The sequence below is a fragment of the Streptomyces sp. NPDC006487 genome (genome assembly GCF_042870555.1).
Classification (GTDB): Bacteria; Actinomycetota; Actinomycetes; order Streptomycetales; family Streptomycetaceae; genus Streptomyces.
On record NZ_JBIAHN010000015.1, the window covers coordinates 136,099 to 149,132 of the forward strand.

11 protein-coding genes are annotated in these 13,034 nt (G+C 69.9%); 6 read left to right on the forward strand and 5 right to left on the reverse strand.

Features of this window, described 5'->3' with window-relative positions; all coding sequences use genetic code 11:
* Window positions 1-111 precede the first annotated feature (111 nt).
* The 5 genes from ACFYM0_RS26535 (at window position 112) to pgi (ending at window position 4,821) form a co-directional block, all read left to right on the forward strand.
* Complete coding sequence (locus ACFYM0_RS26535; protein ID WP_388505673.1) at window positions 112-1,323, forward strand: phosphoglycerate kinase; 1,212 nt, start codon at window positions 112-114, stop codon at window positions 1,321-1,323.
* A gap of 6 nt (window positions 1,324-1,329) precedes the next feature.
* Window positions 1,330-2,118 (forward strand): triose-phosphate isomerase, encoded by a 789-nt coding sequence (tpiA, locus tag ACFYM0_RS26540; RefSeq protein WP_388505675.1) that lies wholly within the window; start codon window positions 1,330-1,332, stop codon window positions 2,116-2,118.
* Between the two features lie 143 nt (window positions 2,119-2,261).
* Window positions 2,262-2,498, forward strand: coding sequence for a preprotein translocase subunit SecG (gene secG, locus ACFYM0_RS26545; RefSeq protein ID WP_266909659.1), 237 nt, complete (start codon window positions 2,262-2,264; stop codon window positions 2,496-2,498).
* A gap of 178 nt (window positions 2,499-2,676) precedes the next feature.
* A complete protein-coding gene (locus ACFYM0_RS26550) occupies window positions 2,677-3,012 on the forward strand; it encodes an RNA polymerase-binding protein RbpA (RefSeq protein ID WP_007263454.1) in 336 nt (111 codons plus the stop codon).
* Between the two features lie 156 nt (window positions 3,013-3,168).
* A complete protein-coding gene (pgi, locus tag ACFYM0_RS26555; RefSeq protein WP_388505850.1) occupies window positions 3,169-4,821 on the forward strand; it encodes a glucose-6-phosphate isomerase in 1,653 nt (550 codons plus the stop codon).
* A 72-nt stretch (window positions 4,822-4,893) separates the two neighbouring features.
* On the opposite strand, the gene pgl is transcribed toward pgi, so the two are convergent.
* The 5 genes from pgl to tkt all read right to left on the reverse strand — a co-directional run bounded on the left by pgl (window position 4,894) and on the right by tkt (window position 11,742).
* Entirely contained in the window at window positions 4,894-5,676 is a 783-nt protein-coding gene (pgl, locus tag ACFYM0_RS26560) for a 6-phosphogluconolactonase (RefSeq protein WP_388505852.1), read from the reverse strand.
* Window positions 5,677-5,931: 255 nt separating this feature from the next.
* The gene (opcA, locus tag ACFYM0_RS26565) at window positions 5,932-6,972 is read right to left on the reverse strand and encodes a glucose-6-phosphate dehydrogenase assembly protein OpcA (protein WP_388505678.1); all 1,041 of its coding nucleotides are present in this window, start codon (window positions 6,970-6,972) and stop codon (window positions 5,932-5,934) included.
* Complete coding sequence (gene zwf, locus ACFYM0_RS26570) at window positions 6,969-8,495, reverse strand: glucose-6-phosphate dehydrogenase (RefSeq protein ID WP_266909668.1); 1,527 nt, start codon at window positions 8,493-8,495, stop codon at window positions 6,969-6,971. Before zwf ends, opcA begins: the two co-directional genes overlap by 4 nt.
* Window positions 8,496-8,500: 5 nt before the next feature.
* Window positions 8,501-9,619, reverse strand: a complete 1,119-nt coding sequence (gene tal / locus ACFYM0_RS26575) for a transaldolase (protein ID WP_388505680.1) — start codon at window positions 9,617-9,619, stop codon at window positions 8,501-8,503.
* Between the two features lie 35 nt (window positions 9,620-9,654).
* Complete coding sequence (gene tkt / locus ACFYM0_RS26580) at window positions 9,655-11,742, reverse strand: transketolase (RefSeq protein WP_388505682.1); 2,088 nt, start codon at window positions 11,740-11,742, stop codon at window positions 9,655-9,657.
* Window positions 11,743-12,011: 269 nt separating this feature from the next.
* Here tkt and ACFYM0_RS26585 point away from each other — a divergent pair, with 269 nt between their 5' ends.
* Window positions 12,012-12,959, forward strand: a complete 948-nt coding sequence (locus tag ACFYM0_RS26585) for a heme o synthase (protein WP_388505854.1) — start codon at window positions 12,012-12,014, stop codon at window positions 12,957-12,959.
* Window positions 12,960-13,034 lie beyond the last annotated feature (75 nt).

Sequence of the window (13,034 nt, forward strand, 5' to 3'; positions counted from 1 at the left end):
CCGGGGCTCGGGCAGCGCGATGAAGCGCTGTACGGGCCCTGTTGCTTGCCTCGTACCCCTCTCGCCCCGCACGGGTAAAGTCCTGGGCTGGGAAAAGGAGTAGAAAACAGCATGAAGACGATCGACGAACTTCTCGCCGAGGGCGTGTCCGGCAAGCGTGTCTTCGTACGCGCCGACCTGAACGTGCCGCTCTCGAACGGTGAGATCACCGATGACGGCCGCATCCGCGCCGTGCAGCCCACCATCGCGAAGCTCGCCGAGGCCGGCGCCCGCGTGGTCGTGGCTTCGCACCTGGGCCGCCCCAAGGGCGCCCCGGACCCGGCCTTCTCGCTGGCGCCCGCCGCCGCCCGCCTCGGCGAGCTGCTCGGTACGGACGTCGCGTTCGCCACCGACACCGTCGGCGCCTCCGCCAAGGAGACCGTCGCGGCCCTCGCGGACGGTCAGGTCGCCGTCATCGAGAACCTGCGCTTCAACGCCGGTGAGACCGCCAAGGACGACGCCGAGCGCGGCGCCTTCGCGGACCAGCTCGCCGAGCTGGCCGACATCTACGTCGGCGACGGCTTCGGCGCTGTCCACCGCAAGCACGCTTCGGTCTTCGACCTCCCCGCGCGCCTCCCGCACGCGGCCGGCTACCTCATCGCCACCGAGGTCGGCGTCCTGAAGAAGCTGACCGACGAGGTCAAGCGCCCGTACGTCGTCATCCTCGGCGGCGCCAAGGTCTCCGACAAGCTGGCCGTCATCGACCAGCTGCTCGGCAAGGCCGACCGTATCCTCATCGGCGGCGGCATGGCGTACACCTTCCTCTACGCCAAGGGCTACGAGGTCGGCATCTCCCTGCTCCAGAAGGACCAGGTGGACGTCGTCAAGGAGTACATGGCGCGCGCCGAGAAGAACGGTGTCGAGCTGGTCCTCCCCGTCGACATCCTCGCCTCCAAGGACTTCCCGGACCTGAAGACCAAGGCCCCGGCGGACTTCATCACCGTCGACGCGGACAAGATCCCCGCCGACCAGGAGGGTCTGGACATCGGTCCCAAGACCCGCGAGCTGTACGCCACGAAGATCGCCGACGCCGAGACCGTCTTCTGGAACGGCCCCGTGGGCGTCTTCGAGCACCCCGACTACGCCGGCGGCACCCGCGCCATCGCGCAGGCCCTCGTCGACAGCGACGCCTTCACCGTCGTCGGCGGTGGCGACTCGGCCGCCGCCGTGCGCACGCTCGGCTTCGACGAGAACGCTTTCGGCCACATTTCGACCGGTGGCGGCGCCTCCCTCGAGTACCTCGAGGGCAAGACGCTCCCCGGCCTCGCCGCACTGGAGGTCTGAACCCCGATGACTGAGAACACCGCCGGCCGTACCCCGCTGATGGCGGGCAACTGGAAGATGAACCTCAACCACCTCGAGGCCATCGCCCACGTCCAGAAGCTCGCCTTCGCCCTGGCCGACAAGGACTACGACTTCGTCGAGGTCGCGGTCCTGCCGCCCTTCGTCGATCTCCGTTCCGTCCAGACCCTGGTCGACGGCGACAAGCTGAAGATCAAGTACGGCGCCCAGGACATCTCGGCCCACGACTCCGGTGCCTACACCGGCGAGATCTCCGGCCCGATGCTCTCGAAGCTGAAGTGCACGTTCGTGGCCGTCGGCCACAGTGAGCGCCGCCAGTACCACGGCGAGAGCGACGAGATCTGCAACGCCAAGGTCAAGGCCGCCTACAAGCACGGGATCACCCCGATCCTGTGCGTCGGCGAGGGCCTGGACATCCGCAAGGCCGGCCAGCAGGTCCCGTACACGCTGAGCCAGCTCGACGGCGGGCTCAAGGACGTCCCGGCCGAGCAGGTCGAGTCCATCGTGATCGCGTACGAGCCCGTCTGGGCGATCGGGACCGGCGAGGTCGCCACCCCCGAGGACGCGCAGGAGGTCTGCGGTGCCATCCGCGTCCGTCTCGCGGAGCTGTACTCGCAGGAGCTGGCCGACAAGGTCCGCATCCAGTACGGCGGCTCGGTCAAGTCCGGCAACATCGCCGCGATCATGGCCCAGCCCGACGTCGACGGCGCCCTGATCGGCGGCGCGGCGCTGGACGCGGACGAGTTCGTGAAGATCGTCCGGTTCCGCGACCAGTGACGTTCATCGTGAGTATGCGGTAGGGCGGATCCGTCGTACCCTTGCGGGGGCCAGCAGGCTGAATCAGCCGCTGGCCCCCGTGCTCGTAACAGGCAATGCGGGAAAGCCGGAAAGCCAGTAAGCCCAGAAAGTAGGAATCAGCCGTGATTTTGGGGTTCGAGATCGCCTTGGTCGTCTTCAGCGCCCTGCTGATGCTGCTCGTGCTGATGCACAAGGGCAAGGGCGGCGGTCTTTCCGACATGTTCGGCGGCGGTATGCAGTCGTCGGTCGGCGGCTCCTCGGTCGCGGAGCGCAACCTCGACCGCATCACCGTGGTGATCGGTCTGCTCTGGTTCGCCTGCATCGTCGCGCTCGGCCTGCTCATGAAGACCGGCAGCTGAACCGTTCTGGCCATTCCGGCCGTCCGGTCGGCTCCCCCCGGCCTATCATGAGGTCCGGCGTCCTTGTCTGGAATGGGTAACTCCACTCCTGGACGGGCGCCCCGCCTTACGTAGACTTGGGCGCCCGCGACGGAATCCACTCACGCTTCGCGGCACCATCACGCAGGGAGTTACGACCGTGGCAAGTGGCAACGCGATCCGTGGTAGTCGGGTCGGAGCGGGGCCGATGGGCGAGGCCGAGCGCGGCGAGTCCGCGCCCCGCCTGCGCATCTCCTTCTGGTGCTCGAACGGGCACGAGACGCAGCCGAGCTTCGCCAGCGACGCGCAGGTGCCGGATACCTGGGACTGCCCGCGCTGCGGGTTCCCGGCCGGCCAGGACCGGGACAACCCGCCCGCGCCGCCGCGCACCGAGCCGTACAAGACGCACCTGGCGTACGTACGGGAGCGGCGCACGGACGCCGACGGCGAGGCGATCCTCGCCGAGGCGCTCGCGAAGCTGCGCGGCGAGATCTGACGCGTCCCCACCGAACAACCGAAGTGGCAACCGGCCCGGCCCGCAGGAGTCTTCTCTCCTGCGGGCCGGGCCGCTTTGTGTCGGTTGTGCCGCTTCCCATCCCTTAGGTTGGAACCGGCGGGGCACGACAGGACAGGAAGTGGGTTGATGTCCGAGATGAACGCAGACAGCCGTACGAGGCTCAACCGGACTGCCGAGTGGCACGCACTCGGCAAGCACCGGGACGAGTTGGGGCAGACGCATCTGCGGGAGCTGTTCGAGACGAATCCGGGCCGGGGCACCGGCTACACCCTGCAGGTCGGCGACCTGCACATCGACTACTCGAAGCACCTCGTGACCGACGAGACGCTGACGCTGCTGCGCGAACTGGCCGCGGCGACCGGCGTGGCCGGGCTGCGCGAGGCCATGTTCCGCGGCGAGAAGATCAACACGACCGAGGACCGGGCGGTCCTGCACACCGCGCTGCGCGCACCGGCCGACGCGGTCGTCGAGGTGGACGGGGAGAACGTCGTACCCGGCGTCCACGCGGTCCTCGACAAGATGGCGGCCTTCGCCGGCCGCATCCGGTCGGGGGAGTGGACCGGCTCCACCGGCAAGCGCATCAAGAACGTCGTCAACATCGGCATCGGCGGCTCCGACCTGGGTCCGGCGATGGCGTACGAGGCGCTGCGCGCCTTCTCCGACCGGGGCCTGACCCTGCGCTTCGTGTCCAACGTGGACGGCGCGGACCTGCACGAGGCCGTGCGGGACCTGGACCCGCAGGAGACGCTCTTCATCATCGCGTCGAAGACCTTCACGACGATCGAGACCATCACCAACGCCACCTCGGCGCGTGCGTGGCTGCTCGCGGGCGTGGGCGGCGACCAGGCGGCCGTGGCACGGCACTTCGTGGCGCTGTCGACCAACGAGGAGAAGGTCTCCGAGTTCGGCATCGACACGGCCAACATGTTCGAGTTCTGGGACTGGGTCGGCGGGCGCTACTCCTTCGACTCCGCGATCGGGCTGTCCCTGATGATCGCGATCGGCCCGGATGCCTTCCGGGAGCTGCTCGGTGGATTCCACGCCATGGACGTGCACTTCCGCACGGCGCCCGCCGAGGAGAACGCCCCGCTCCTGCTGGGCCTGTTGGGGATCTGGTACGGGGCGTTCTTCGACGCCCAGTCGCACGCGGTGCTCCCGTACAGCCACTACCTCTCCCGGTTCACCGCGTACTTGCAGCAGCTGGACATGGAGTCCAACGGCAAGTCCGTGGACCGCGAGGGCAACCCGGTGGACTGGCAGACCGGGCCGGTGGTGTGGGGCACGCCCGGCACCAACGGCCAGCACGCCTACTACCAGTTGATCCACCAGGGCACCCGGGTGATCCCGGCGGACTTCATCGGCTTCGCACGGCCGGTGGGCGAACTGTCGCCCGCGCTGGCGGCCCAGCACGACCTGCTGATGGCGAACTTCTTCGCGCAGACGCAGGCGCTGGCCTTCGGCAAGACGGCCGACGAGGTCCGGGCGGAGGGCGTCGCCGAACCGCTGGTCCCGCACAAGACCTTCGCGGGCAACCACCCGACGACCACGATCCTGGCGACCGAGCTGACTCCGTCCGTACTGGGCCAGCTCATCGCGCTCTACGAGCACAAGGTCTTCGTCCAGGGCGCGGTGTGGAACATCGACTCCTTCGACCAGTGGGGCGTGGAGCTCGGGAAGGTGCTGGCCAAGCGGATCGAGCCCGCGCTCACCGACGGCACGGAGGTACCGGGCCTGGACCAGTCGACGCGCGCGCTGGTGGCGACGTACCGCTCGCTGCGGGGCCGCTGACGGCAACCGCCGGCCAACGCCGACAGGGCCCGCTCTCCCCGGGGAGAGCGGGCCCTGTCGTGTCCTACGGGATCAGGCGGAGGCCGGGGGGTACATGGCCGGCGGGAGCTTCGCGGCCGCCGCGCGGTCGAGGAGCCACAGGGTGCGGGAGCGGCCGTACGCGGCGGCCGCCGGCGCCTGGACCTCGCCCGCTCCGCCCAGCGCGATCGCCACCGCTCCGGCCTTGTCCTCGCCGGCCGCCAGCAGCCAGACCTCGCGGGCCGCCCGGATCGCCGGGAGGGTGAGCGAGATCCGGGTCGGCGGCGGCTTGGGCGCGCCGTGGACGCCGACCACCGTGCGCTCGCTCTCGCGGGACGCGGGGTGCTCGGGGAACAGCGAGGCCACGTGCGTGTCGGGGCCCACGCCCAGCATCAGGACGTCGAAGCGGGGGACCGGACCGTGGTCCTCGGGGCCGGAGGCCTTCCGGAGCTCCGCCGCGTAGGAGGCGGCCGCCGCGTCCACGTCGACCCCGTAGGGGCCGTCGGAGGCGGGCATGGCGTGGACCCGCGCGGGGTCCACCGGGACGGCGTCCAGCAGGGCTTCACGGGCCTGGACGTGGTTCCGCTCGGGGTCGTCGGCGGGCACGTAGCGCTCGTCGCCCCACCACAGGTCGATCCGGGACCAGTCGATGGCGTCCCGGGCCGGGGCCGCGGCCAGCGCGGCGAGCAGGCCGTTGCCGTTGCGGCCGCCGGTGAGGACCACGGAAGCGGTGCCGCGGGCGGCCTGTGCGTCCACGATCTTCGTGATCAGCCGGGCGGCCGCGGCCTGGGCCATCAGCTCCTTGTCCCGGTGGACGACGACCTGGGGAGTCGTCATACCCATGTGCTGCCGCCTTGTCGGTAGTTCGGGGTTCTGTTCAGGATGCCGCTGCGCGGGGCTTCCCCCACCCCGCCCCTTCCCGAAACCGGGGCTCCGCCCCGGGCCCCGTGCGAGCGCTGCGCGCTCGTGCCCTCAAACGCCGGGCGGGCTGGATGGATCCAGCCTCGCCGGCGTTTGAGGCGCGGGATCCGGGGCGGAGCCCCGGGGAACGGTGGAAGGGCGGGTAGGGGACGGCTCCGCGCAGCGGGGCCGTTACTTCGCCGCGGCCTTCTTGGCCGGCTTCGCCGGAGCCGGCTTCGCCGCCGGGGCCTCCGCCTTGGCCGGGGTTTCCGCCTTGGCGGCGGCCGGCTTCGCGGCATGCTCCACCACGGGGGCCAGGCGGGCCACGCCGAACTTCAGCGAGGCCTCGTAGGTGTTGTCCGGGTCCAGGCGGCGGAGTTCCTCCGCCAGGAGCTCGGCCGTGTCGCGGCGCTTCAGCGCCACCGCACGGTCGGGCTGCCCCGGCATGCACAGCGTGGCCAGCGCCCCGTCCGCCCGGTCCAGGACGATCTCGCCGTCCTTGGTCTCCAGGCGCACCGCGGTGAGCCCGGGGCCCGCCGAGGAGGTGCGCTTGACGGGGACCCCGAGCCGGTCCGCGAGCCACATCGCCAGCAGCTCGCAGCTCGGGTTGTCGTCCTCGCCCTCGACCGTGGCCGAGGACACCGAGTGGGTCTGCTGGTCGAGCGCCGCCGCCAGCATGGAGCGCCACGGGGTGATCCGGGTCCAGGACAGGTCCGTGTCCCCGGGCGCGTAGGCCGCGGCCCGGCTGCCGAGCGCCTCGATCGGGTCCTCGGCGGAGTAGGTGTCCGTGATCCGGCGCTGGCCGAGCGCCCCCAGCGGGTCGCCCGCCAGGTCCTGCGGAGCGCCCTCGGGCCACCAGACGACGACGGGCGCGTCCGGGAGGAGCAGCGGGAGAACCACCGACTGGGCGTGGTCGACCAGTTCGCCGTGCAGGCGGAGCACGACCGTTTCGCCGGTGCCGGAGTCCGTCCCCACGCGGACTTCCGCGTCGAGACGGGCATCGCGGCGGCTGCGCGGCGAGCGGCTGACCCGCTTGATGACCACGACGATCCGCGAAGGGTGTTCGCGCGACGCGTCGTTCGCCGACTTGAGCGCGTCGTACGCGTTCTCCTCGTCGGTCACGATCACCAGCGTGAGCACCATCCCGATGGCAGGCGTGCCGATGTCCCGGCGCGCCTGCACCAACGAGGCGTTGATCTTGCTGGAGTTGGTCTCCGTGAGATCGATCTTCATGGCCGGCGCCAGCTCCGTCCGTCTCGTGCGAGCATCTCGTCCGCCTCGACCGGTCCCCAGGTGCCCGACGGGTACTGGGCGGGCTTGCCGTGCGTGTCCCAGTACTGCTCGATCGGGTCGAGGATGTTCCAGGACAGCTCGACCTCCTGGTGGCGCGGGAACAGGTTCGCGTCGCCGAGGAGCACGTCGAGGATGAGCCGCTCGTAGGCCTCGGGGCTCGACTCCGTGAAGGACTCGCCGTAGGCGAAGTCCATCGTCACGTCCCGGACCTCCATGGAGGTGCCGGGAACCTTGGAACCGAAGCGCACCGTCACGCCCTCGTCCGGCTGGACCCGGATGACCAGGGCGTTCTGCCCCAGCTCCTCGGTCGCGCCCGATTCGAACGGCAGGTACGGGGCCCGCTTGAAGACGACCGCGATCTCGGTCACCCGGCGGCCCAGGCGCTTGCCCGTCCGCAGGTAGAACGGGACGCCCGCCCAGCGGCGGTTGTTGATCTCCAGGCGGATGGCCGCGTAGGTGTCGGTCTTCGACTTGGGGTCGATGCCGTCCTCTTCGAGGTACCCGACGACCTTCTCGCCGCCCTGCCACGCCGCCGAGTACTGGCCGCGCACGGTGTGCTTGCCCAGGTCCTCGGGCAGCTCCACGGCGGTCAGCACCTTGAGCTTCTCGGCCACCAGCGCCTTGGGGTGGAAGGAGCCGGGCTCCTCCATCGCGGTCAGCGCCAGCAGCTGGAGCAGGTGGTTCTGGATGACGTCGCGGGCCGCGCCGATGCCGTCGTAGTAGCCGGCCCGGCCGCCGATGCCGATGTCCTCGGCCATGGTGATCTGTACGTGGTCGACGTACGACCGGTTCCAGATCGGCTCGAACATCGTGTTGGCGAAGCGGAGCGCCAGGATGTTCTGGACGGTCTCCTTGCCCAGGTAGTGGTCGATCCGGAAGACCTCGTTGGGCGGGAAGACGTCGTGCACGAGCTGGTTGAGCTCCTGCGCACTGGTCAGGTCGTGCCCGAACGGCTTCTCGATGACCGCGCGCCGCCAGGAGCCTTCCTTCTGCGCCAGCCCGTGTTTCTTGAGCTGGGCGACGACCTTGGGGAAGAACTTCGGCGGGACGGACAGGTAGAAGGCGAAGTTGCCGCCGGTGCCCTGCGCCTTGTCCAGCTCCTCGATCGTCGACTTCAGCGTCTCGAACGCCTGGTCGTCGTCGAAGTCGCCCTGGACGAAGCGGCAGCCCTGGACGAGCTGCTGCCAGACCTCTTCACGGAAGGGGGTGCGCGCGTGCTGCTTGACCGCGTCGTGAACCTCCTGCGCGAAGTCCTCGTCCTGCCATTCCCGTCGGGCGAAGCCGATCAGGGAGAAGCCCGGCGGGAGCAGGCCGCGGTTGGCGAGGTCGTAGACGGCAGGCATCAGCTTCTTGCGCGACAGGTCACCCGTAACGCCGAAAATGACCAGGCCGGACGGCCCCGCGATGCGCGGGAGCCGCCGGTCCTGTGCGTCACGAAGCGGGTTCGCTCCGTTTACAGACAAAGTGTTCAGGCCTCCGTGGGGGCGAGGCGCTCAAGCTCCGCCTCGGTCGACTTCAGCAGGTCGTTCCAGGACACCGCGAACTTCTCGACGCCCTCTTCCTCGAGCAGCTGCACCACATCGTCGTACGAAATGCCCAGCTTCGCGACCGCTGCGAGCTCGGCGCGCGACTCCTCGTACGTGCCGCGGATGGTGTCGCCCTCGACCACGCCGTGGTCGGCGGTGGCCTCGAGGGTGCCCTCGGGCATGGTGTTCACGGTGCCGGGGGCGACCAGGTCCACCACGTACAGGGTGTCCTTGTACGCCGGGTCCTTGACGCCGGTCGAGGCCCAGAGCGGACGCTGCTTGTTGGCGTGCGCCTTGTCCAGGGCGGCCCAGCGCTCGGTGGAGAAGACCTCTTCGTAGGCCTCGTAGGCCAGACGGGCGTTCGCGAGCGCCGCCTTGCCCTTGAGGGCCTTGGCCTCGTCGGTGCCCAGCGAGTCGAGGCGCTTGTCGATCTCGGAGTCCACGCGGGACACGAAGAAGGAGGCGACCGAGTGGATCTTGGAGAGGTCCAGGCCCGCGGCCTTCGCCTTCTCCAGGCCCGCCAGGTAAGCGTCCATGACCTCGCGGTAGCGCTCCAGCGAGAAGATCAGCGTGACGTTGACGCTGATGCCCTTGCCGATGACCTCGGTGATCGCCGGCAGGCCGGCCTTGGTCGCCGGGATCTTGATGAGCGTGTTCGGGCGGTCCACCAGCCACGCGAGCTGCTTGGCCTCGGCGATGGTCGCCGCGGTGTTGTGGGCCAGCCGCGGGTCGACCTCGATCGAGACGCGGCCGTCCTGGCCCTCGGTCGAGTCGTAGACCGGGCGCAGGATGTCGGCGGCGTCGCGGACGTCCGCCGTGGTGATCATGCGGATCGCCTCTTCGACGGTGACCTTGCGGGCGGCCAGGTCGGCGAGCTGCTGCCCGTACCCGTCGCCGCCGCTGATCGCCTTCTGGAAGATCGCCGGGTTGGTGGTGACACCGACCACGTGCTGCTGGTCGATGAGCTCGGCCAGGTTGCCGGACGTGATGCGCTTGCGGGACAGGTCGTCCAGCCAGATCGCCACGCCCTCGTCGGAAAGGCGCTTCAGTGCGTCTGTCATGGGAATTGCATCTCCTACTGGTCTGGGTGCGGGAGTCAGCGCGCGGCGGCGGCGAGCGACTCGCGTGCGGCGGCGGTCACGGCTTCGGCGGTCAGGCCGAACTCGCGGTACAGCACGGCGCCGTCGGCGGAGGCACCGAAGTGCTCCAGCGAGACGATCCGGCCCGCGTCGCCGACGTAGCGGTGCCAGGTCAGGCCGATGCCGGCCTCGACCGCGACACGCGCCTTGACCGAAGGCGGCAGGACGCTGTCCTTGTATTCCTGGGACTGCTCCTCGAACCACTCGACGGACGGCATCGAGACGACCCTGGCCGGGACGCCCTCCGCCTGCAGCGCCTCGCGCGCGGCGACGGCGAGCTGGACCTCGGAGCCGGTGCCGATGAGCACGACCTGGGCGGGGCCGCCCTCAGCCTCGAAGAGCACGTACCCGCCCTTGGCGGCGTCCTCGTTGCGCTCGTAGGTCGGCACGCCCTGGCGGGTCAGCGCCAGTCCGTGCGGGGCGCCTTTGCCGAAGACCTTGGTGTGGCGCTTGAGGATCTCGCGCCAGGCCACGGCGGTCTCGTTCGCGTCAGCCGGGCGGACCACGTTCAGGCCCGGGATGGCGCGCAGCGCGGCGACGTGCTCGACGGGCTGGTGGGTCGGGCCGTCCTCGCCGAGGCCGATGGAGTCGTGCGTCCACACGTAGGTGACCGGCACGTGCATCAGCGCGGAGAGGCGCACGGCGTTGCGCATGTAGTCGGAGAACACCAGGAAGGTGCCGCCGTAGATGCGGGTGTGGCCGTGCAGGGCGATGCCGTTCATGGCCGCGGCCATGGCGTGCTCGCGGATGCCGAAGTGGATGGTGCGGCCGTACGGGTCGGCCTCCGGCAGCGGGTTGCCCACCGGCAGGAACGAGGAGTTCTTGTCGATGGTGGTGTTGTTGGAACCGGCGAGGTCGGCCGAGCCGCCCCACAGCTCCGGGATGACCGCGCCGAGCGCCTCGAGGACCTTGCCCGAGGCGGCGCGGGTGGCGACGCCCTTGCCGGCCTCGAAGACGGGGAGCTTGTCCTCCCAGCCCGCGGGCAGCTCGTTGGCGTTGATGCGGTCGAACTCGGCGGCGCGCTCCGGGTTGGCGGTGCGCCAGGCGGAGAACTCCTTCTCCCAGGCGGCACGGGCCTCGCGGCCCCGGTCGCCGAGGGAGCGGGTGTGCGCGATGACCTCGTCGGAGACCTCGAAGGTCTGCTCCGGGTCGAAGCCGAGCACGCGCTTGGTCGCGGCGACCTCGTCGTTGCCGAGGGCCGAGCCGTGCGAGGCCTCGGTGCCCTGGGCGTGCGGGGCCGGCCAGGCGATGATCGAACGGGCCGCGATGAAGGAGGGGCGCTCCGTCTCGGCCTTGGCGGCCTGCAGCGCGGCGAACAGCGCCTTCGGGTCGAGGTCGCCGTTCTCCTGCTGCGCGACGCGCTGGACGTGCCAGCCGTACGCCTCGTAACGCTTCAGGGTGTCCTCGGAGACGGCCGTCTCCGTGTCGCCCTCGATGGAGATGTGGTTGTCGTCCCACAGCAGCACCAGGTTGCCGAGCTTCTGGTGGCCGGCCAGTGCGGACGCCTCGTGGGAGATGCCCTCCTGGAGGCAGCCGTCGCCCGCGATCGCGTAGATCATGTGGTCGAACGGCGAGGTGCCCGTGGGAGCCTCGGGGTCGAACAGGCCGCGCTCGTAGCGGGCGGCCATGGCCATGCCCACCGCGTTGGCGATGCCCTGGCCCAGCGGGCCGGTGGTGGTCTCGACGCCCGCGGTGTGGCCGTACTCCGGGTGGCCGGGGGTCTTGGAACCCCAGGTGCGGAAGGCCTTCAGGTCGTCCAGCTCGAGCCCGAACCCGCCGAGGTACAGCTGGGTGTAGAGGGTCAGCGAGGAGTGACCGGCGGAGAGCACGAAACGGTCGCGGCCGACCCACTCCGGGTCCGCCGGGTCGTGCCGCATCACCTTCTGGAAGAGGGTGTACGCGGCGGGGGCCAGGCTCATGGCCGTGCCGGGGTGGCCGTTACCGACCTTCTGGACCGCGTCGGCGGCCAGGATCCGGGCGGTGTCGACAGCACGCTGGTCCAGTTCGGTCCAGTCGAGCTCTGTGGTCGTCGGCTTGGTGCTCACCGTGGGTCAGGGCTCCTCTCCACATGTCTGGTTCCCGGTGACGAACGGTGCACCGGCGCGATTCCGAGCCTACCCCCGCCACAGCGTGCAGCTATTCGAGTACCCGCGGTCCGCTCGTGACGTCTGAGCGCCGATCGGACCAACACGGGGCGACCCCCGCGCGGGACGAGCCAATGGCTACGTCTAGAGTGGCGTGGTACGCGCAAGCCTTTACGGGACCTTCATGTTTAAAAGGTTCACGTCGGAGCTTGCTGGATTCTCTGTCAGGGGTGTGCGTGACGGCCGTCGAATCCCGTCCAGCGGGGGTGCTCGGGACGAGCCCCAACCACCGGCCGTTCGGGGCCCGGGCCATGGCTTTCGTGGCACTGACCAAGCCGCGGATCATCGAGCTTCTGCTCATCACGACCGTGCCGGTGATGTTCCTCGCCGAGCAGGGCGTGCCCTCGCTGTGGCTGGTCCTCGCCACCTGCTTCGGCGGGTACCTGTCCGCGGGCGGCGCCAACGCGCTGAACATGTACATCGACCGCGACATCGACGCGCTGATGGACCGGACCTCGGGACGCCCGCTGGTGACCGGCATGGTCAGCCCGCGCGAGTGCCTGGTCTTCGGCATCGGCCTCGGGATCGCCTCCACCCTGTTCTTCGGGCTGCTGATCAACTGGCTCTCGGCCGCGCTCGCGCTCGGCGCGCTCCTCTTCTATGTCGTCGTCTACACGATGCTGTTGAAGCGGCGCACCTCGCAGAACATCGTCTGGGGCGGCATCGCGGGCTGCATGCCGGTGCTCATCGGCTGGTCGGCCGTGAAGAACGAGGTCTCCTGGGCCGCCGTCATCCTCTTCCTCGTCATCTTCTTCTGGACGCCGCCGCACTACTGGCCGCTGTCGATGAAGGTGAAGGACGACTACGCGCGGGTCGGCGTGCCGATGCTGCCGGTCGTGGCGGGCAACAAGGCCGTGGCCAAGCAGATCGTCCTCTACAGCTGGGTGATGGTGGCGGTCTCACTCCTGCTGACCCCGCTGGGGTACACCGGCTGGTTCTACACCTCGGTCGCCCTGGTGGCCGGCGGCTGGTGGCTGTGGGAGGCGCACGGGCTGAACGCGCGCGCCAAGTCGGGCGTGACGGGCGCGAAGCTCAAGGAGATGCGGCTGTTCCACTGGTCGATCACCTACGTGTCGCTGCTCTTCGTCGCCGTCGCGGTGGATCCCTTCCTCCGCTGAGGCTCCGTCCGTCCGGGCTTCCCCCGTCGACGGCTCCTCCGTTCGTGCTTCCTCCGTTCGCTACTCGCCGGTAGC